This window comes from Chryseobacterium sp. UF-81 (genome assembly GCF_058245105.1).
Genome location: NZ_JBSIBX010000015.1, coordinates 54595 through 76860 on the forward strand (window position 1 = coordinate 54595; position 22266 = coordinate 76860).

Below are 22266 nucleotides of genomic sequence, written 5' to 3' on the forward strand. Positions count from 1 at the left end.
ACTACAGTATTTTAAAAGCCATAAAGCCTAAAATATTGTCATTATTCTCAATAATAAAAATGATTTTTTTTCAGATCTGTGTGTTCAGATAATCAATAGAATTGCAGTAAAATTATCTTTAAAATAATACATTTATGTTAATTATTTGTTATAATAATTACATTATTAATGAATTTTTCACTACATAAAACAAATATACAAAAAATTAATATATCACAAATATTTGAATCAAAGTTTATATTTTATTAACTTTTAATAAAACGGTAAGTCATTGAACAAAAATCAAATACATTAAATTTTATTTAAAAAATTATCAATTATTTCATATTCCAGGTTAACCTGCGCCTTATTCCAGTTTAAACCTGTATCATAAAAGCCCAAACACTGGTCATAAACATAAGGCTGGAATCCATAACTGATCTCCACAATCAACGGCTGATCCTTAGAATCGAATATAAAATCATAAGCAACACATACCATATTTAACTGTCTGGCAGCCTTAAAAGCAATATCTACCGCTTCCAGATTAAATTTTCCCGGTGCAAATTCCAGCATACCACTTCCGGAAGCCCTGAAGTCGTTATCTCTTGTATTTCTTTTGAGATAATAACATTTATCCCCGATAACAATAAGCCTGATATCATAGGAAAGACCAGGAATAAACTCCTGGAAATAGACATAATTTCTCTGTTTTGGAAAGACTTTGTACTGTTTGTCTACAAAAACACCTTTAAAGCCCCATTTCAAAACTCTAAGAAAATTATGAGTGGTTTTCTGTCTCCAGAACCTTTCAATGGTATCTGTAAAAACCGTCCAGGAATCAAACGCATCAAAGCCGCGTCCAAATGCCTGGTTTACAATTTTTCTGGCCTGATTTTTTGTTCTTACGAGTTTTACGTTAATAGACCCGGCGCCTCCTTTCAGCTTAAAGACTTTTGGAAATGATGTTTTTTCAATATATTCTTCAGCCTCTTTTTTATGATAGAAAACATCTGCTTTTACCAGAGGCACATCCAATGCTTCCAGGAGATATTTCTGTGCTACTTTATCATCAAAATGCCAAAATGAATCTTCATTAGGAAATGTTTTTATCCCGATCTGGCTGATGGATCTGAACAGGGTTCTTGCATGCAGCATATCTTCAAAATAATTCTGGTTGAAATGCCACATGAAATGGGTTGCCTTATGTTCTTTTATCTGCGTGATAATATCATTATCAAAAGCGTTCAGTATAACATAAGGTATATTTTTTTCTTGTAAGTATTCGATCCAGCGATCCGAAAAACTTCCTTTACGGTGATGTACTGCTACCTTCATTTCTTTGTTGTAAAAAATTTATAAAATAATCCTCCTCCCATTACACATCTTGCTAAAGACAGGTTAATAGCGGCCCCCAGTACCGAGTAGTAATGAATCAGCGGGTAGGCTAAGATGAACCCCAAAAGGGAAGCAAACAGCGTATTCTTCATAACCAGCTTATCCTGACGGTGCACAATAAAATAATTGAGCCCGAAAATGTTATACAGCGTATATCCGAACAGCCCTATTGCCAGCACTAATAATATCCAAAAGGCATTGTCATAGTTTATGTTTAAATACCAGAAGATTAATTTATTAAAAGCCAATACTCCCATTATCATGACGCTAATAGTGACCAGCATCATATTTTTGTACCATTGGAATGCATCTTTCTTGCGGTTTAAAAAAGGGAAAAACACACGGGAAAGGATTTCTATTAAGGTAACAATCAGATTCACTACGGTTAAGATAGCCTGATAGATCCCTACCAACTGAGGCGTTCCCAAAATTCCCAACAGGAAAGTACTGGTATTGTTGTACAGGTTAGGAACAAACTGGTTGATGAATATCGGTGAGTTGGTCTTTATGGTTTTAATAATGAGTTTATAAGGCAGAAAAATAAATTTCAGCTTATATTTCTTTACCAGTAAATACTGCCCTACCAAACCTGCTCCTATATATCCGGCGCTTTGCAGTAAAGGGTAAATCCAGAAGTCGCTTTCCTTCTTAATCAGAATAAAAACGCATAAGGTAAAGAAAAGCTTAATCCCTAAATTCAGATAAGTGATATAACGCATTTTCTCAATGCCCTGGAAAAACCATTCAGGAAAGAGGACATACCCTAGTAAAAGTAAGCTTGTGTAAAAGTAAATTTCTTTATTTTCGTAAAATGGCGGATACAAGCATACTGCTATTGCAATGATAATCCATGAAAGCAGCAGAAAAAGAGTTTTAATCGTCAGGACCTTACTGTAAATAATATTCAGCTTTTTAGGGCTGTCTCTATAAATAGCCACATCACGGGTCGCTGTAATCCTGAAACTAAAATCAGTAAGGGCCGTAAAATAAGCAATAAGCGATGCTGAAAAGACTATCACTCCATATTTTTCAAACCCTATTACTCTTAAAATATAAGGCAGGGTGACCAATGGCAACAGCATTCCTATTAACTGCAGGGCAGATAATGAAACAAAGTTTTCCAACAGTGCTTTTTTGTCTTTGGTGTTAAAAATCTTTTTTAGTCTGTTGATCATTATTTCAGGGTAATCGTTTCGTCGTTATTTTTTAATTTCTGATCATAACTGCTTTTGCTCTTGGAAGCCGCTGTACCCAGTTTACCAAAATCCATGTTTACACTGACCTGGTGTGGAGCCCCTTTAAATGATCTGAATTTTGCTGTTGCATTATTTTGTGAAGAAAAATTACTGACGCTTATATTCCCGTTTAACTGAGGAAAGCCTGTATTGGGTTTGTCTCTGGTCATCGCCATTCCAAAACCAATTTTAGATCCGTTATCCTTAAAATTGTTTATTGCCACTGAGATTGCCTTCTGCTTTTTACCAACCATATTTCCCGGAGAAATGATGATTCCGTAATTCCCGTTATTTTCGGTCTCTATGTTATTCAGCCTGACATTTTTCACCTCGTAGGAATTGCTGTCCGGCTCAATATCTATTCCGGCCTGAGGATTGGTTCCGGAGGTATTGGCAATGTAAGCGTTTTCCACCAGCATATTAATGACTCCTCCTATGGTTAGTCCGTTTCTGCGGTTATCTTTTAATATGGCATTCTTAATGGTGATATCTGAAGAATTGATATTATTTCTGCTTCCTATGCAAATTCCGTCTCCCCAGCTGCTTTCAATGTAAGAACCGATGATATTGATCTTACTGGAAGACAGTATATAGATTCCCATTCCCCATTCTCCGGTGGTTGACAAATGTTTATGTTTGTCTCCTGTGATATTGGCATAATATATATCTACATTCTGAATATTGAACAAATTAAGCATCCCATTGCGGTCCTTGCTGTTAGGCTTCATGATCAGTTTCGAATTCTGCTGAAAAAGTATTTTCTGATCTGATTTTAATGCCAGTCCGTTTTCATTGATCAAAACAGGAAAATCAGGCATCACAAGAGTGGAATTCTCGTTGATTCCCTTCTGAATATAGGAAGTATAATCTGTGTCTCCGTTTTTAGAATATCCTTTCGGCAGATAAACGGTAAGGTCTTTTGCATTTTTGAAATATTCGCTTTTAACTGTTGCATATCCTGAAAAACGGTCTTTAACATAAGACTGACAGCTTCCCAAAAAATATATGAATACGAAAAATAAGAATATCAGCTTTTTCATTTTGCTAGATTTAATTTGTTAATCATTGTAAAGAATGGTATAAACACAACTAAGTTGATAAATAACGTAGCGGAAAGGGAACCAATATTAATCATCATGGATGTTGAACAGCCAAAAGCTAAAATGATATATAAAAAAAATAAGACGGGGGAATTGGTAGTATAAGCTTTTGTCTCAAATTTAAAGGCTAAGACGGTTAAAACAAATATATAGATATAGAAAAAATACTTTGAGAAATGGTAGAGTCCTGCTACAGATACAGGCACAATCTGATCCCTGGAACGGCCGGCCCCGTAGATCTGATTATTGAATTTAATGTTGGTCTTATAGTTGTCATTGGAAAACTTTGACAACACAGGAATATTCTGGGTAATATCAGAAATAAAATAATAATACTTGTCAAATGGATTTACCATATTCTTCTCATAGGAGTCGTATCCTATTGCATAGTTGGCTACTCCTCCAAAATATGCATTCAGTTCATGAAGGGTGAAAAACCCGCCCACATCAGCTTTTTTTGTATTTCCGGAAAACTTAGCCAGTGAAGCCACCATCAATATAAGCCCAAAGAAAACAGTGGTATAGGTTACCACTTTTTTCCTGTAAGCCGGATAAAAATAAATCAATAAGAGTATTAAAGGAAAAGAAGCGTATACAATACTGAAACGGCTGATCCCTACAATAATGGTCGCATTGATTAATACAACCAGTATCGAAAGCATCAGTTTTGTGCCCTGCTTCAGATTAAATGAATTGATTACTGAAAAGATAAAGAGAGCGATATATGCCCTCATCACAGGGAACATAATACTTACTAACGGAGAAATATTTTCCAGATCCCCGGAAACTTTAAGCTTTAAATAAGTAGCAACATCCCAGACAAAACTTAATTTATGTAAAAAGCTCCTGTTCGTTGCAATAATCAGTACGAATAAAAGGAATAAGCCGGTAGTAATGGTATTTAACGGTAAAAAATTCAGTTTACCGGTTTTCTGTTTTGCTTCTTGTGAATAGGTACAGATATAATAAGCTATTAGGATGAATAACAGCTCAATAAGCATCATAGAAACAGCATAAGCTTCGTTGACTGTAGTGCTGCCAAATCTTAATTTGTCGCCTCCAATAAAAAGAAGAGGAATAACAATATAACGCAAAATCTGCTGAGTCGTTATAATCCAAAAGATAAAATAAGACTTAAGCTTTACAAATATGCTGGAAATAAATAAGGTAAAGAAACCTAAACCTATCGGTAAAAAGTAAACATCCTGATAAGAAGTATTGCTGACTTTCCCATAGATAAAAAAACCTATAGAGAAAAACAGAAAACTTAAAGTGAATAAAACTAATTTATATGATTTATTTCCCTCCATGCTCAATAGGCTGCTTACTTCTCAGTTAAAATAAATAGTATAATACGGTACAAACATCTCAAACCGGAATGAATTCCGGAAAACTGAGAGAAAAAGTAATCTTTACCCTTTCTCCCAGCTCTATTTTTTATTACAGCCTGGAATCACATTCTTCCAGGATTCCTTTTACATCATAGATAATCCCTTCTTCCTTCAGATAATGATTCAGGTTGATATCCATGAATTCTTTGTGAGCAACAGTAAGAATAATTGCATCAAACTTTTCATCCGGAATCTCATTAATCACATTAAGGTCGTACTCATGTTTTACTTCTTCAGGTTTAGCCCATGGATCAAAAGTAGTAACGTGCAAAGCATAATCTTCAAGTCCGCGGATTACATCTACCGCTTTGGTATTACGGACATCCGGGCAGTTCTCTTTAAAGGTAATTCCCAGGTTTAAGACTCTGGCCCCGTTGATCGTGATCTTCTTTTTAATCATCGTTTTCACAAGCTGGGAAGCCACATACTGTCCCATAGAATCGTTAAGGCGGCGTCCGGCAAGGATAATTTCAGGGTGATAACCGTTTTCCTGTGCTTTCTGAGCCAGGTAATACGGATCTACCCCGATGCAGTGACCACCTACCAATCCGGGTTTGAAAGGTAAAAAGTTCCATTTGGTTCCTGCAGCCTCCAATACAGCATGGGTATCAATTTCCAGAAGATTGAAAATTTTCGCCAGCTCATTTACAAAAGCGATGTTAATATCTCTCTGGGAGTTTTCAATAACTTTAGCTGCTTCCGCAATCTTGATAGTCGGAGCCAAATGAGTCCCGGCAATGATCACAGATTTATATAAAGCGTCAACTACTTTTCCAATTTCCGGTGTAGAACCTGAAGTAACCTTCAGGATTTTCTCTACCGTATGCTCTTTATCTCCAGGGTTAATACGCTCCGGGGAATATCCTGCAAAGAAGTCCTGATTGAACTTCAATCCTGAAACTTTTTCCAGAACAGGAATACATTCTTCCTCGGTAGCACCCGGATATACCGTAGATTCATAAATTACAATATCTCCTTTTGACAATACTTTACCCACTGTTTCCGATGATTTGTATAATGGGGTAAGATCGGGACGGTTATGTTTATCAACCGGTGTTGGAACCGTAATAATATAGATGTTTGCATCCTGGATATCGTTGATATCAGCAGAGCAGTACAATCCTTTTTCATTGGAGTGGTGAAAAGGGTTTTCCTCTTTTAATATGGCTTTCAACACTTCGTTTTCCACTTCTAAAGTATTGTCTACACCCGTATTTAATTCCTCAATCCTTTTCTGATTGATATCAAAACCTACAACCGGATACTGGGTTGCAAATAATCGTGCTAAAGGCAGACCTACGTATCCTAATCCGATAACGGCAATTTTATATTGTTTTTCCACAAAAACTCGATTTAAACTTGTTTATTTTAAATTTTCCCAATACCAGCTGATAGCTTCTTTCAATCCTTTTTCTATCGTATGGGTAGGCTGATATCCTAATAATTTTCCTGCTTTTTCAACGGATGCCAGTGAATGCGGGATATCACCGACACGGTTCGGACCGTAAATGACATTAACATCAGCAATTTTTGCATCGAATTCGCTTAAATATTTTTTAAGGTATCCAATCAGGTCATTCAGTGTTGTACGGTCACCTACTGCTGTATTGTAAACTGTATTCACCGCTTCAGGATTCTCTGTAAGCATAGCCAGTTCATTCATCTGAATGACATTATCGATATAAGTAAAATCACGTGAATAATCTCCGGTCCCGTTAATGGTAGGAGATTCGTGGTTGATTAACTGTTTTACAAACAAGGGAATCACAGCAGCGTATGCTCCGTTCGGATCCTGTCTGCGACCAAATACATTGAAATATCTTAAACCGATACACTGCATTCCGTATGTTTTTCCAAACACATCAGCATACAGCTCATTGACATATTTGGTGATGGCATAGGGTGATAAAGGTTTCCCGATCACATCTTCCACTTTAGGCAATGATGCAGAATCACCATAGGTAGATGATGAAGCAGCATATACAAAGCGTTTTACATTGGCATCGCGTGCAGCAATCAGCATATTCAAAAATCCTGAAACATTCACATCGTTACTTGTAGCAGGATCTTTAATTGATCTAGGAACAGAACCTAATGCAGCCTGGTGCAGTATATAATCTACATTTTCTACCGCTTTCCGGCAAGCTTCCAAATCACGGATATCACCTTCAATCAGCTTATAATTTGGGTTGTTAAGGAAAGGCTCGATATTATGTCGGTGTCCTGTTGCAAAATTATCTAAGCAAACAACATAATGCCCTTTATTTAAAAAATATTCCGTTAAGTTGGAACCTATAAAACCCGCTCCTCCTGTAATTAAAATTTTATGCATTTCTATGATTTAAAAATTTTCTTCCACCAGCTGTCTTTCTCCTTGGTCTGGCTGTAGCCATAGCCATAGCTGTAGTTATATCCATAACCTCCTGCCCTTCTGGAAACATCATTAACAACAAAAGATACGTTCTTCAGTTTAGAGTCTCTTACCAGGTCGTTGGCAAAATCTATCAATATATTTTTTGATACTCCGGACCTTACTACATATAATGTTGCATCCGCTGCATCTGCAATACTCAGTGTATCCGAAACCAGCATAAGCGGTGCGGAGTCTATAATAATATAAGCATACTCAGAAGACATCTGCTCAATAAGCTTCTGATATCTTCCATTAGAAAGTAATTCCTGAGGATTGGGAGGAATAGATCCTGCGTAAATCACATCACATGAAGGATTGGTAGTTGATGTATGGATAAGGTCCTCTACATTTACCGAATCATCATATAAATATTCTGTAAGACCCTTTCTTTTTACAGGTTCACTATCATACCTCTGGATCTGAGGATTACGGATATCCGAACCAATCAGAAGGGCTCTCCCGTTTTTATTGGCTATGGTAAGAGCAAGATTAACGGATACCAGGGTATTACCTTCACCTTTTACCGAAGAGGTTACCATAACTACCTTGGCAGAATCTTTTGTTGGCAAAACAAATTTAAGGTTGGAAACCAGAACCCTGAATGCTTCAGCCAGCTCCGAAAAGTCGTTTTTCTGAACCAAATGGTTCTCATTATCTTTAAGTGACGGAATGTCTACCAGCACGCCCAAGCCGGAACGTTCTTTAATATCGTCTCTGTTATAAATTTTGTCATCCAGCATGAACAGTAAATAGAAAACTGCAAAAGGGATCAACATTCCAAGGAAAAGTGCTCCCGGAAAAATAATATCTTTTTTAGGTGATACCGGAGTATCTTCTGTAAATGCAGGGTTTACAATTTTAGCCTTCGGAACTTCTACGGACAGATTGATTGCGTTTTCTTCTCTTTTTTGCAGAAGAAACAAGAAGAGCTGCTCCTTAAGGTTCTGCTGACGTTCTATTCCTCTGTAAACCTTAGACTGTCCCGGAACTTTTTCTATGACATTATTGCTGGTTGCAATTTGGTTTTGAAGCTGGGAGATACCGGTCTGTACCGTTTGTTTCTGTTCATTGATGTTGTCACGAATAATGCTTTTCAGAGAAGCAATTTCCCTGTTCATCTCTATGACAGCAGGGTTTTCATTGGTGGCCTGCTTAAGGGTTTTGTTTCTGCTGATGATAAGCAGGTTATACTGGGAGATAGACTGTTCCAATGAAGGGTTCAGACCCAGATTGGACGGCATAAGCTGATTGTTGCCTTTTAAAGCTTCTGCTGAAAGGGAGTTCAGAAGGTCAAGCTGTGCCTGCTGCTGAAGAAGAGCTTTAGTATTCTCGCTGGTATTCTGCAGGGCCAGTTCTGCCTGTGCCTGCAAATCAACGATACGGTTACGGTTTTGGAAATCTTCTTTCTGGTTTTCCACTCCGGAAAGGTCTTTAGTAATCACTTCCAGTCGTTTATCAATAAACTCCTGGGTATTCTTGGCCTGCAGATTTTTGTCTCTCAGTCCATCCAGATTATACTGTTTGGTTACTTCGTTCAGAACAGCCTCTGATTTTTCCGGAAGAGATCCTATCAGGCTAATTTCCATCAGCATGGCCTTTTCATCCGGAATGTTTACCTGTATAGCTTTTTCAAGCTTTTTTACTTTCTCAATAGGACTCGAAAAAATAATTTTATATTCAGACTTAGGCTTAATATCAGCATTTTTCTGCAATATCACCGTTCCGAATTCCAGATGTAAAGGAATATTGAATTTCCCTGTAATATCCTTTTTTTTCTCACTGTGAAGCGTAAACTGATCTCCTTTTATTTCCGATATGGAGTACTGGGTGGATACAAATTTTTCGTTGGTATAAGTTAATATCTTTGCTGTTATAGGAGCTTTGGAAAACAGCTGTGAATCTTTAATTTCTCCTGCACTGAAATATTCTACATTGAGATTAAGATTTTTCACCACCTGCATGAGTATAGGCCGCGAGTTCACTACTGCCGCCTCACTTTTCAGCTCATCTGCATTGCCAAGCCCTATCCCGAGATTATCAAGATCAGCTAAAGCTGAAGAAAGATCATTTTGTTTTTTATCAAATTTAAGGGTAGTCTTTGACTGATATTTAGGAACGCTGTATCTGAGATAAATATAGGCACCTGCTACAAAGACTAACATAGAAGCAATAAACCATGGCCATTTATACAGGTATTGAGAAATGGTTTTCCTGATATTCAATTTTTCTTGCCTTGCCTGAAATTCTGTCTGCTGCATATGTTTATTATCTTGTTAAAGCAACAATAAGTGTCCCTGCCGTTAATAATGCTCCAATAATCTGGAATGTAAGAGCCCTGTTCGGATTGGTGTTTGCCTGAACCTGCTTGTTTTTATCCGGCTGTACATATAATATGTCGTTTTGCTTCATATAATAGTATGGTGAGCTTACAATATCAGATCTGGAAAGGTCAATATTGACTACCTGGTCTACTCCATCATCCCCTGTACGGATAAGCTTTACGTTCGTGCGGTCTCCATAGTCCGTCATATCACCTGCAAGACCAAGTGCCTGGAACACATTAATTTTCTGGGAAACACTTTCTTTCTGCCCGGGATCTTTCACTTCACCCAAAATACTTACATTGAAATTTTTCAGCGTAATAGACACCATAGGATCGGTAAGATATCTCTTCAGACGCGACTCCAGATCCTGTTTTAGCTGTACCTGTGTCATTCCTTTAGCATACACATTCCCTAATACAGGGAAAGAAATATACCCTTCTTCGTTCACTAGATATTCGCTTGGCTGTACATATTGGTTTATTCCGGTATTGGTATCACTTCCCACCTTATTGGTTGTATTAAGGTTGAAAGGCTTTACAGCAATTTCATCAAGTGCCGACACCAGGATCAGAAGAACATCTCCTTCCTGAATATGCAAGCCCTGAAACTTTGCCCTGCTAACTTCCTCCTCCATATTATGCTTTGACATATACACCATATTCTGTTTGGGCTTACATGATAGCAAAGTAGCCGATAACAGTATTATATATGTAATAATAGTTTTCTTCATATGTTATTTAAGTCTATTCGGATTAATATGCAATTTTTATTAAATATTTCTACAACAAAAGACAGAATTAGTATATTTTATATATTAAATACAATTTCACGTATACGTGAAATGATTTTAAACAAAATATCTTATTTTAAAAGTCAATTCATTCTGTAGCAATTTTCATTCCGATTGGAAATAAAACAATAAAAATATTTGATTATTTTTCACTTATCAGCACCATAATTAAAACTATGTTATTGATAGACTTCACGTTCCGGTGTTTTATCTAAAATTTCAAATTCTGAATTATTACTTATAAATTCCGGCACAATTATTTTCAGAATCCGAACGACCTGCAAACCTTCTTTTTTTATGGCCGACCTCATAATCTGCTTGCACAGGAGTTCTATATCTTCAAATTCCATCAATGGATCTCTTGAAATCATGATTTTCTCATGATGGGTAGGAATAGTTGTAGAATTATCCGTTAAAAGCTCCTCGTACAACTTTTCACCAGGCCTTAATCCTATAAAATCAATTTTAATATCAACATCCGGCGTATATCCTGATAACTTGATCATCCTCCTCGCCAGATCCAGAATTTTAACCGGTTTGCCCATATCAAAAACGTAAATTTCGCCTCCATTTCCCATTGTTCCTGCCTGAAGCACCAGTTCACAGGCCTCAGGTATGGTCATAAAATAACGGATAATATCGGGATGGGTAATGGTAACCGGGCCTCCTTTTTCAATCTGCTTCCTGAAATGCGGTATTACAGAACCGTTAGACCCCAGCACGTTTCCAAAACGGGTTGTAATAAATTTTGTTGTATTATCGGGAGTGTTTTGTAGAGACTGCACAAAAAGTTCGGCAGCTCTTTTAGAGGCACCCATTACATTGGTTGGGTTCACAGCTTTATCGGTAGATACCATTACAAAACGGCTCACATGATATTGTCTGGATAACAAAGCTAAGTTTCTGGTCCCCCCAATATTTACAAAAATAGCTTCATGCGGATTATCTTCTATTAATGGAACATGCTTATATGCTGCCGCATGATACACTATTGAAAAACGGTAATCTTCAAATAATTTTTCAAGTCTGTAGTGGTTCGAAATATCTGCCAATACAAATTTGAACTTCTGGTTCGGAAATCTTTCCAGCAACTCAAGCTTCAGTTCGTGTAAAGGTGATTCGGCCTGATCCACAACTACAATAATTGATGAACCCAACTGAGCAACCTGCCGTACAATTTCACTTCCAATAGACCCGGCGCCTCCGGTCACCAGAATACTTTTATTATAATGACGGCTTTTTACCTCTTCACTTTCTATTTTTATCGGGCTTCGGTCCAGTAAATCTTCAATCTGAAGAAGACTGAAAACTCCTACAATACCATCTTCCTTTATTTTGCTGAGACAAGGCGCTTTCAACACTTTCAATCCCCTATCCAATGCAATCGTCATCCACTCTTCCATTTCTCCCTTCTCCATCGTTCCCCGGATTAGAACCGCATCAAATTGATTAGTCAGACTATGACTTTTGAGAAGTTCTTTTTTATTACAGATTTTGTACCCCAGTAATGTTGCCTTTTTAGAATCCGATCTGGCGCTAAAAAAACCTGCCAGCTGATAAGCGTGTCCCGGATTATGAATAATTGCATTGGCCAATGATACAGATTCGCCTCCCACTCCTACAACAGCAACTCTTATTTTGGATGGAACCGTCTTATACTTATGATCCATAACCATGCTGAAAATCTGTTTGGTAAGCATCCTGAAAAAGAACATCAGAAGAGTGGAAATGAAAAAGAATAAAAAAAGAGCCGGGTATAAATAGAGCGGTCTCCCCAATACCATATCTGACATAAAATTCAGTCCCAGCAATACGATAAAGGTACTGCCCGATGACCACAGAATTCTAAAAAAGTCAAAAAAAGTAGAGTATCTTATTATTCCTGCATACGTTTTGAAAAGGAACATGAATAAAATATTAACTGCAATAATTGTCAAAATTTTTTCATTGAGATACTCAACAAAATAAATTTGTACGTGCAGTTTTTTTAATAACAGATAGATCGTTAAGACAGAAAAGGAAACTATTGAAATATCAATAAAAAAAACTAACCACCTAGGTACATACCTTAACTCTTTGATTTTAAAAACATTCCCCATACTACAAATAAACCTAAAAATATTATATTTTTTTATTTAATTCAACATTTGGTGGTTTTTAATTTTAAACAAATATAATTAATTATTAATACATTATTTAGACTCATATGTTAATTTAACATATTGTTTATTGAAATTATTACCTATTTTAACCATGCAAAACATACAACATTCATATCTCATTGCAACACAGTATTTTTCAAATTTCAAACTAAATATGTTAAAATATCATAATGTTAAAAAAATGAAATTTCTTCATATATGAATGTTTCATTATTATATAAATAAAAAAAGCAAAGCCTTTAAAGTCTTTGCCTGGAACACAGAGCATTAAAAAATTATTTCAAATTCTTTTCAAAAAAACTTTCTAATGTATCAAATGGGATTATATCCACTTTATCGTAATCAAATAAAAAGAAGGCCTGGTTCAGACCTTCTTTCTTACTTTTCATGACAATTGGAATTTATCTTAAGATATTTCAATCAACCGCGGTGGTTTCTGCTTTGCATCCTCTTTCTTAGGAATGGTCAGTAAAAGCAGTCCATTCTCATATTTCGCATTGATATTATCCTGATCGACCACATCCTTTGGAAGCTGCAGACTTCTTTGGAAAGATTGATAGCTGAACTCCCTGCGGGTAAAATTATCCTGCTGACTTTCGCTGCTATCCTGTTTAGAGGATGAAATAGTCAAAAGGTTTCCATCGAGCTTTACCTCGAAATCTTTTTTGTCCATACCCGGCGCAGCAATCTGCACCTCATAAGCATCTTCATTTTCTCTGATATTAACCGAAGGAACCGTTGTACTGGTTGATGAATAATTGTTGTTTCCCCAGTTAAAAAGTTCACGATTAAAAAAATCATCGAAAAGACCAGGCAAGGCTGAATAGCCATTCGGGTTTCTTTTAATAAGATTCATAATAATCCTTTTAAATTAAGTTAAACAATCATTTTATATACATACAGCTGGCCAACTGTACCTGAAAAATATCAAAAAAAATACCACGCAGAAAAATGTGATTTTTTTGCAGAAAAACTGACAAAATTTCACTTTGTACTTTTTCTATTTCAATTAAGGCTTAGCTATTGGCAAAACTTCATTGTCCTGGTTTCTGTGGTAAAGCATCATGCAATTCTCCCCGTTAATGTATTATGATCTCACTCATAGACCTATTGATGAGTAATTATATAATTTTGAATAATTAAAGCATTTAATAGAACACTAACCATCATTATATAACTTATGAAAAATTTATTCTTATCAATTATGGCTATAAGCTTCATCACTTTAGCCTGTAAAAAAAATAACGAAGAAAAAAATACAGCTGCTGCTGATTTAGCCAATACACAAAGTGCCTATTCTAATCCAGATACAGCCGCCACATCACCTTCCGTCTCCGCAGACAGCATGACAGGTAGAGACAGTATCAATACAAAGACTCATATAGGCGGCAGAAAAACAAGCAATAACAATACAGGTAACGGCACCGGTAATGTTAATGCAGCAGTATCAGACAGTGCACACCCCGGCAGATAAACAGTATTTGTAATTCCATGTAAGGTTTTACCCATTAGTTTTGGGCAATACATATTTACTCTAGCTATCCGTTGAAGTGAAACATTGCTTCAACGGTTTTATATTTTGTAATTTAAATTGCAGGACGCCTTATTTTTTAAACAACTGAGCTTTAATTATTTGTCTCTACCTCAGCTGATCCCCTGTTGTAAAAGATATTTTATCTTGCACTGATTTTGGAATTAACCTTTTGCAGACTTTATAAATTGTAAAAAAATCAGTATTTTCGCAGTCGGAAATCATAAGTGATAAGTTTTTTAAGGTTATTCACTGCTGATGAACACGGCTGCATAGTTTAATGGATAGAACTTCGGATTTCGGCTCCGACAGTGAGGGTTCGAATCCTTCTGCGGTCACTTTTAACAAAAAGAGAATTTGTATATTATTGAAAATAAGATAATTGCATTTTCTCTTTTTTCTTTTATGTCAATTATTTATTGGGCATACTCATCTTAAATTTAAATTATAAAGGTCTTTTGAATTTTCAACAGCCACAGAATAAAGTAGTAACTCATAAATAAAAAAGCCTTACATTTTAAAATGCAAGGCTTTTATTGTATTGAATATTTCTTTAGGTTTAGAAGGTAATCTTCACGCCTCCAAGAATCTGTGCCCCTAAGACTTTATATCCTTTGTAGGTCTGGTAATTGGAATTAAGAAGATTGTTTCCGATGGCAAAAACACTGAAATTTTTATGGAATTTGTACTCTGCAGAAAGATTTAAATCTGCATAGCCTCCTACCTTATCGTTTCTGTTTTCCGTAGACTGGTAAACCAGATCCGGATTTGCTACTCCTTCGATGGCAAAAGAATTGGTTGTTCTGTCGCTGGCAAAAATCCCTTTGAATCCTAACAGTAATTTTTTATCCAGCATGGTATATTTTGCACCGATACTGGCATTGACTAAAGGAACGTTGTAAATATCCTCATAATTTTTCAGATCATATTTTGTAAATCTTACTTCCCCATCTAAAATCAGGTTTTCAAGAGGGAAATACTGTACACTTCCCTTGATATCACTTACGTTTCCGTCATCATAAATTGCAGAGAATGTATTTGCAAAATTATAGGCAGAACGGTTCAAAGTATAAACATTGTCGAAAAGGTTGTTACCCTGGAAAAACATAATATCTTTCATCTTTCCATAACCTGCAGAGAAGTCATACTTGAATGTTTCATCGATATCCCCTCTCAGTCCTATATAAAAATGATATTGCGTCTCTGTAGGCTTTAAAAACTGGTCAGAAACAATGAATGGATTAGCCTGTAGGAGATCGGAAAAGGTATTGAGCTTTAAACCTCCGTCTACCCCACCATAAAATTTGAATTCTTTAGCGGCAGCAACCTGAAACTCAGCCTGTGGAAACCAGTACGTTTTATTATTTTTGACTTCACCGCCAAGCCTGTCATTTGAATTCTTGGCATTTAAGAACGAAAATGTAGATCCCAGCATTAAATAAGAATCTCCTTTTCTGAAAGTCACTTTCGGGTCCAGGGTCGTATTAAAGAAGTTGGATGAATTTTTATCTACGATGGCAAATTCCGTTTTTACAGCTTCCAGTCCTACTCCTAAGTCCGCATTTAAATTGATTCCTGATTTTCCGATCTCAACAGCATGCTTGGAAAGATTTGCCAAGATGGAAACCTGATTCTCCTGTGCATCAAAATGATCTTTCAGGAAAGAGGATTTCACCCTTACATCATTTAAAATTTCGTTGGAATAAAAATCGTAATAACCATTCACTTTGAACTGGCTCACTCTCTGCTTCAAATCTACATCTGCAGCCGGTTCCAGCGCATAGATCCCGTAATATCTGTTATTATCCAGTCCATATTGAGCATTCAGATTGAATTTTCCTTTTTCACCATATGAATTCAGGTAAGCTCCGATCGCCGTAGAGCTCTGCTTGGAATCCCAGGCATATTCTTTTTTCAGACCCAGGGTAGAAAGGAAATGGAAATCTGCCCCTACTTCCAGCTTATTATCAAGAGTCTTGGAAACATTGGCATCTGCAAGGATTTTCCCGAAGTTACCCATTCCGAACTGTACATAATTATTCTGAGCTGTTCCTTCGAATTTCGGAGTCACATCCTGTCCCTGAATTGTAGAAGTTTTGAAATCTGAAACCGCTGGCACATCCGTAATCGTATATTTCACAGGGTTCTGGGATTTCTCTTCCGGCGGATAATTCTTGATCGTTTCCACGGAGGTTTTCTTCTTCTCGATCTTCTTCACTTCCGGCTCCCGCTTCTTATTCAGAATCAGTTTTTCCTCCTTGATCTGGGAAAACGCAAACTGCGAAAACCCTAAAAATAATATGGATAATAATTGAATTTTTCTGTTCATTATTTTTTGTATTTAAGTATTTAAGTAAAATGCATTAATGATTTTTACATGAATACATTGTACATTAATACAGTAGTACATTTACTTTTTAATCTGCTTTTTAACCTCTTTTGCTTCCGCTACAATTTCCGGGAAATCTTTATAATTCTCGATGATCTGATCGCAGGTATAGCTTGCCTGGTAATTGTCTTTCAGTCCAACGTAGTTTTTAGCCATAAGAACCAAAGCTTTTGCCCCCCAATAGTCTTCGGATGCATAATTATTGGCCAGCTTAAAGATCGTCTCGTTTGAAGATTTGAATGCCTTTCCTTTATTCTGATAATAAGCTTTGGCATACAATGCTTCTGCCGCCACCGATGTGTTGGATGATTTTTCAAGAGGCGTATAAGCTGACTGCGCATCTTTATCTTTTCCTGAATTCATCAAGCTTCTCGCTTTGATTACTTTCGCAGTTTCAATGATTGCTGCAGAGTTTTTCGTGTTGGCAATTACTGCATCTGCCAGTTTTTCAGCCTGAGAGAAGTTTTTCTCATCCGCATACATCTTCATCAGCTCTACATTTGCATAGTTCTTAATGCTGATATCTGAAGAGTTTTTGAGATTTTCAAGATACTTTTTAGCTTCTGCGGAATTCCCCTGAGCTATAGAGATCTGCGCCAGACGGGTCTGTGCATCATCCTGGTAATCATTCTGAACCGAGGCCACTTCCTGAAGAACAAGAAGCGCTTTCGTAGCATTATTGGTCTGATAATAGCTTTCTCCAAGCTCGTATTTAGCCTGGTAAAGCCCTTCTCCGGTAGGATTCTGTGTTAAGTATTTTTCGTAATAAGAAATAGCATTCTTGTAGTCTTTCTTGGTAAAATACTGTTTCCCCGTAGACAAATTGATCTCATCGATCTCAGAAGCATCTACATTCACCCCGATACTTTTTGCAAAGCTTTCATATCCGGAAACATCTCCGTTTTTCGTGAAAACAGGTTTTGCAGCCTGAACAATTTTCTCGGCATACGCTGTATTTTTATACTGCTCTCCCAAAGATTTAAGTTCAGAAAGCGCCTTATCGCTTTGGTTCTGGTCAATATAGTTCTGCGCTCTGTAAATGGATGCGTTCGCAATAAGGTCTTTATCCGAAGATGTTTTGATCACTTTGGCAAAAGCATCATTGGAGTTGGCAAAATCATCCTGGGCAGCATAAGCCGTTCCCATCTCATACTGAGCATCATCATAATATTCAGAATCCGGATATTTGGATAAAAGATTCTTCAAATTGGTAATCTTTGCCTGCGTGTCGCCTTTAAATCCTAAAGCCATCGCTTTCTGATATAAAGTATAGTCCGTAGCATCTTCATTTTTATCGTAAATCGCAATCGCTTCGTTCAGATCATTGTTGGCATAATGAATATCCGCCAGACGGAGTTCTGCATCATTTTTAAATTCAGGTTTCGGGTTGCTCAGATACTGCTTGAAATAAGTCTGCGCCTGGTCGAATTTTTTAGCCTTGAAATACGCATAGCCCAAATCATAAGGCAGCTGCTGTTTTTCAGGGAAATTTTCGGTAAGAAGTTTCTCATAACGAACAATGGCAGACGGGTAGTTTCCTTTCTGGTAATACACCTGTCCCAGCCAATATAATGCTCTGTTATAAAATTCTTTATTGATATTGAATCCTAAACTTCTCAGAAAATATTTTTCAGCTTCATCATAATTTCCTTTGTTGAATTCCTCCGTTCCCAATAAATAGGAAACCTCCTGATCCACTTTATTGATTTCCGGAGTGGAATCCTGAAGCCTGTCGATCGCATTCAGGGTTTCTTTATAGTTTCCGGAATATAAATAAGATTTCACAAGAAGCGATCTCATTTCCGGAGCATTTGCATCATTCTGATTGTTGTTGATATAATTTTGGATCACCGCGGAAGGGCTTTCAAACGGGTTTCCGATATCGTAGCTTAATTTTGCGTACTGCTCGTGCGCCAATTTCTTCACCTTGGCATCATAATCCATCTGGTAGGAAGAACGGAAAGCCGAAAGAGCTTCCTGCTTTTTGTCTACTGCCAGATAGGCATTTCCCAGCTGATAGTAAGCATTCTGTGCCAGCGCTGAATTGCTGTTGATAAGCTGGTTGTAATACGAAACCGCTTCATCATATTTTTTAAGCTGTGCAGCTACAAACCCCATTTCGTAAAGGTCATTTTCGGAAGGGTTCTGCTGTACGCTCAAATAGTCTTTAAGGTGCGGATATGCTGAAGTATAGTCATTTTTCATGAAATAACTCTCCCCGATGATCTTATGGACCTCCGCTTTATAAGAATCAGAAATATCTTCGTTCAGGAGGGCGGTTCCCTCGGTAATCGCCTGATCATAATTCTTGTCATTATAGTACATCTGTACATAATAAGGACGCACCAGCTTAGAAAACTTAGGCTGGTCTTTTACAGAATCAAAATACTGGAACGCTTTATCACTCTGTCTGTTGGAATAATACAGGTGACCCAGCATATAGGCGATATCTCCTTTCTGAGACTCATCAGCTGTTTTATAGGCTTCTTCCAGGGCATCTGTAGCTCCTTTGGTATCGCCCATCATGAATTTGGCATAGCCCAGCTTCAGAATATACTGTGTATTCTCTTCTTTTGAAAGCTGGTACTGATTCACTTTTTTGAGCGTTTCTAAAGCCTTTTCAAAATCTTTTTTAGCCAGGTAATAATCGGCCAGCGGCAGATTAGCCTGAGCAAAATACGCAGAATTGGGATATTCTTTCATGAAGGCTGTTAATCCTTCCTCTGCATGGTTTTTCTGCAGAATCACCCCGATCACGTTATCAAAAAACTGCGCCGCTTCCTTTCTCGATTTGGACAAATTCTGATTATAGAAGTATTGTCTGGCATATTCGAACTGGGAAGCATTGTATATTTTGGTCTGATAAAGATTTTCTGCGAGGCTGAATCTGTAATTTTCTTTCTGTGTAAAGTACTGTGACTGTTGCGCTTCGGAAGTTCCGAAATAAAGCACGGCAGCTGAGAGAAGGATTTTTTTTGAATTCATTCTTTTTCTGATAAAAAGATTAGTCTATATAAGTTAACGAAAATATTAAAAACTTATTGTTTAAGCAAGTTTTAAAAGGTTTAATAATCCAAAATACCCATTGAATACATTTCACCGTCTGATGATAAAAAAATGATTATTTTAGTATCATCAAAACCGAGTAGATGTTAATGTAGAGTTATTAAAAAATATTTAGATTTAATTCTGATTCTACAGCAGCTAAAAACATACCATATTATGAAAATTAAGATACTTTTAGCATTAATATTTGTCAATCTGATACATGCGCAGAAGTTGTACTTCCCCAAAACAGCAGTCACCGACTCTGTAGTTCTGGAAAAACAAATGCCCATGTTGGCATCAAAACTGATCAATCAGGCTCCAATGCTTAAGCTGAAAAAAACGAATAAACTTGCTTATTTGGACAACTTGCTGCGTTTGGAGCTGGTTGCTAAAGATTATAAAAAATCCAACGCCACTTTAGCAGATTACCGTAAGGAATTTGCAGACCATAATATGGCCGGAAACAAATTTATTGCCTATGAATTTTACAGCCTGGCAAAGCTTATTGAGGAGAAGGAAAAAATAAGTTTTCCTGATGCGCTTCAAAAAGCATTCAATAAAAAATACGAGAGCCTTCCAGACCAATTGATCACCAAAATAGGTATGGCCGTTGATGGGGATATCCCCGCTTCCAGAAAACTCTTAAAAGAGACCCTGAATAAACAGAAAGATAAGGATAGTATAGATTACGCATCGGCTCTTGCTTTATGCAAAAGCTATTTAAATTATAAGATTTTTTCCAGCACTAAACCTCAGATTGTAAAGTTAGTGGAATTAAAAGACCAGGAAAAATTCATTACCGAGACAAAGGATCTGAAAACCAAAAACGGAAATACCCTTACAATCACTATTGTCAGAAAAAAGGCGAACACAACTCCCCTTCCTGTTATTCTTACCAATAATATCTATGCCGGACCTTTTGATGCCTATTTTGGAAAACGGGCAGCCGTTTATAATTATGTAGGAGCTGTTGTCAATACGCGTGGCAAAAGAAACAGCAATGATGAAAACAACCCTTTCGAGCACGAATCGCAGGACATTTACGAAGTGATAGATTGGGTAAGTAAGCAGCCCTGGAGCAACGGTAAAGTAGGAATGATCGGCGGAAGCTATTTAGGTTTCAGCCAGTGGGCAGCGGTAAAAAAACTGCATCCGGCCTTAAAAACCATTGTTCCGCAGGTCGCCGTAGGAATTGGAATAGATTACCCTGCCCAAAACAATATATTCATGAGCTATATGCTGCAGTGGATCAATTATGTGACGAATAATAAGCTTACTGATGAGGCAGATTTTAATAATTTCAAGAAATGGGATTCTATCAATACCGCGTGGTACAAAAGTGGAAGATCATTCAGGGCTTTGGACACCATCAGTGGCAAGCCTAACAGGATATTTCAAAGATGGCTGGATCATCCGGGTTATGATCAGTACTGGCAAAAAATGGTCCCTTACAAAGAAGATTTTGCGAACATCAATATTCCTATCTTAACGACCACAGGGTATTATGATGATGATCAGATTGGCGCCATCTCCTACTTTAAGGCTCATCATCAATATAATAAGAATGCCAATCATTATCTTGTAATGGGCCCATATGATCATGGCGGTGCACAAAGCTTCGGATTTACTTTCGTTAATGGCAGACCAATAGATCCTGCAGCCAGAATAAGCATTGATGACCTGGCCTTTTCATGGTTTGATTATATTCTGAAAAACGGGAAAAAACCGGCTCTTTTAAAAGACAGAATTAACTTTCAGGTAATGAATACCAATACATGGAAACATGCTCCTACTCTTGAAAAAATGCACACTTCAACACTTAAGTTTTACCTTCAGAATCGTAAAGGCAATTCATCCGTTTTTAATCCTCCCGCAGAGAAAAGCTTTATTCAGCAAACGGTTGATTTTAAAAACCGGGATCAAAAAGACACTTATCATGCCGTAAGTAAAACAGACAGTGTAAAAACCACAAATTCGGTGTATTTTGAAAGTGAAGTGTTAGACAAAGACCTTATTATCAGCGGAAATCCGGCCGGATTCTTCAATGTTACCATTAACAAAAAAGATTTTGATACGGATACTTATCTTTACCAGATACAGCCGGATGGCAAAACTTTCCTGCTGTCAACCCATATTGTAAGAGCGAGCTATGCAAAAGACAATGCTTTACGCCAGCTTCTTGAACCCGGTAAAACAGAACAGATTCCTATAAAAAATTCAATATTCATCAGTAAAAAAATAGAAAAAGGAAGCAGACTTGTTCTGTTGGTAGGCGTCAACAAAAGCCCAAGCTGGCAGATCAACTACGGAACAGGAAAAGATGTAAGTGATGAAACGATAAAGGATTCCGGTGAACCCTTGGAAATAAAATGGCACAACGACAGCTATGTGGAAATACCTATTTATCAAGAATAATGGCCTTTAAGGCTTATAACCTCAGCCTTTTCAACGAAATATTATGATTACAGCCAGCACCAAAATAAAAATTCATTACATTTGCTTTTTT

14 protein-coding genes and 1 tRNA gene are annotated in these 22266 nt (G+C 37.0%); 3 read left to right on the forward strand and 12 right to left on the reverse strand.

Annotation, left to right across the window (positions count from 1 at the left end; all coding sequences use genetic code 11):
* Nucleotides 1–291: 291 nt before the first annotated feature.
* The 10 genes from AC4IFE_RS18160 to AC4IFE_RS18205 all read right to left on the reverse strand — a co-directional run bounded on the left by AC4IFE_RS18160 (nucleotide 292) and on the right by AC4IFE_RS18205 (nucleotide 13648).
* Nucleotides 292–1317: an ATP-grasp domain-containing protein gene (locus tag AC4IFE_RS18160; RefSeq protein WP_490758539.1), complete on the reverse strand. Its 1026-nt coding sequence runs from the start codon at nucleotides 1315–1317 to the stop codon at nucleotides 292–294.
* Nucleotides 1314–2552, reverse strand: a complete 1239-nt coding sequence (locus tag AC4IFE_RS18165) for an oligosaccharide flippase family protein (RefSeq protein ID WP_490758540.1) — start codon at nucleotides 2550–2552, stop codon at nucleotides 1314–1316. Before AC4IFE_RS18165 ends, AC4IFE_RS18160 begins: the two co-directional genes overlap by 4 nt.
* Nucleotides 2552–3652 (reverse strand): glycoside hydrolase family protein, encoded by a 1101-nt coding sequence (locus tag AC4IFE_RS18170; RefSeq protein WP_490758541.1) that lies wholly within the window; start codon nucleotides 3650–3652, stop codon nucleotides 2552–2554. The genes AC4IFE_RS18165 and AC4IFE_RS18170 overlap by 1 nt, the downstream gene beginning before the upstream one ends.
* The gene (locus tag AC4IFE_RS18175) at nucleotides 3649–5022 is read right to left on the reverse strand and encodes a hypothetical protein (protein ID WP_490758542.1); all 1374 of its coding nucleotides are present in this window, start codon (nucleotides 5020–5022) and stop codon (nucleotides 3649–3651) included. The genes AC4IFE_RS18170 and AC4IFE_RS18175 overlap by 4 nt, the downstream gene beginning before the upstream one ends.
* A gap of 130 nt (nucleotides 5023–5152) precedes the next feature.
* A complete protein-coding gene (locus AC4IFE_RS18180) occupies nucleotides 5153–6445 on the reverse strand; it encodes a nucleotide sugar dehydrogenase (RefSeq protein WP_490758543.1) in 1293 nt (430 codons plus the stop codon).
* Between the two features lie 21 nt (nucleotides 6446–6466).
* Nucleotides 6467–7435, reverse strand: coding sequence for an SDR family oxidoreductase (locus AC4IFE_RS18185; protein WP_490758544.1), 969 nt, complete (start codon nucleotides 7433–7435; stop codon nucleotides 6467–6469).
* A gap of 2 nt (nucleotides 7436–7437) precedes the next feature.
* Nucleotides 7438–9774: a GumC family protein gene (locus AC4IFE_RS18190; RefSeq protein WP_490758545.1), complete on the reverse strand. Its 2337-nt coding sequence runs from the start codon at nucleotides 9772–9774 to the stop codon at nucleotides 7438–7440.
* Nucleotides 9775–9781: 7 nt separating this feature from the next.
* Nucleotides 9782–10489, reverse strand: coding sequence for a polysaccharide biosynthesis/export family protein (locus tag AC4IFE_RS18195; protein WP_490758546.1), 708 nt, complete (start codon nucleotides 10487–10489; stop codon nucleotides 9782–9784).
* 320 nt (nucleotides 10490–10809) lie between these two features.
* On the reverse strand, nucleotides 10810–12729 hold the full coding sequence (locus tag AC4IFE_RS18200; RefSeq protein WP_490758547.1) for a polysaccharide biosynthesis protein: 1920 nt from the start codon (nucleotides 12727–12729) through the stop codon (nucleotides 10810–10812).
* 469 nt (nucleotides 12730–13198) lie between these two features.
* The gene (locus AC4IFE_RS18205) at nucleotides 13199–13648 is read right to left on the reverse strand and encodes an Hsp20/alpha crystallin family protein (RefSeq protein WP_490758548.1); all 450 of its coding nucleotides are present in this window, start codon (nucleotides 13646–13648) and stop codon (nucleotides 13199–13201) included.
* A 324-nt stretch (nucleotides 13649–13972) separates the two neighbouring features.
* On the opposite strand from AC4IFE_RS18205, the gene AC4IFE_RS18210 reads away from it, so the two are divergent.
* The gene (locus AC4IFE_RS18210) at nucleotides 13973–14266 is read left to right on the forward strand and encodes a hypothetical protein (protein ID WP_490758549.1); all 294 of its coding nucleotides are present in this window, start codon (nucleotides 13973–13975) and stop codon (nucleotides 14264–14266) included.
* Nucleotides 14267–14589: 323 nt separating this feature from the next.
* Nucleotides 14590–14661, forward strand: a tRNA-Arg gene (locus AC4IFE_RS18215).
* A 221-nt stretch (nucleotides 14662–14882) separates the two neighbouring features.
* Here the strand turns inward: AC4IFE_RS18215 and AC4IFE_RS18220 are convergent.
* Together AC4IFE_RS18220 and AC4IFE_RS18225 are read right to left on the reverse strand one after the other, a co-directional pair.
* Nucleotides 14883–16652 carry a TonB-dependent receptor gene (locus tag AC4IFE_RS18220; protein ID WP_490758550.1) on the reverse strand — a complete coding sequence of 590 codons (1770 nt, stop codon included), beginning with the start codon at nucleotides 16650–16652 and terminating at the stop codon, nucleotides 14883–14885.
* Nucleotides 16653–16733: 81 nt separating this feature from the next.
* Nucleotides 16734–19697: a tetratricopeptide repeat protein gene (locus tag AC4IFE_RS18225; protein ID WP_490758551.1), complete on the reverse strand. Its 2964-nt coding sequence runs from the start codon at nucleotides 19695–19697 to the stop codon at nucleotides 16734–16736.
* A gap of 237 nt (nucleotides 19698–19934) precedes the next feature.
* Between AC4IFE_RS18225 and AC4IFE_RS18230 the strand changes: the two genes are divergently transcribed.
* Nucleotides 19935–22175 carry a CocE/NonD family hydrolase gene (locus tag AC4IFE_RS18230; RefSeq protein ID WP_490758552.1) on the forward strand — a complete coding sequence of 747 codons (2241 nt, stop codon included), beginning with the start codon at nucleotides 19935–19937 and terminating at the stop codon, nucleotides 22173–22175.
* The last annotated feature ends 91 nt before the right edge of the window (nucleotides 22176–22266 follow it).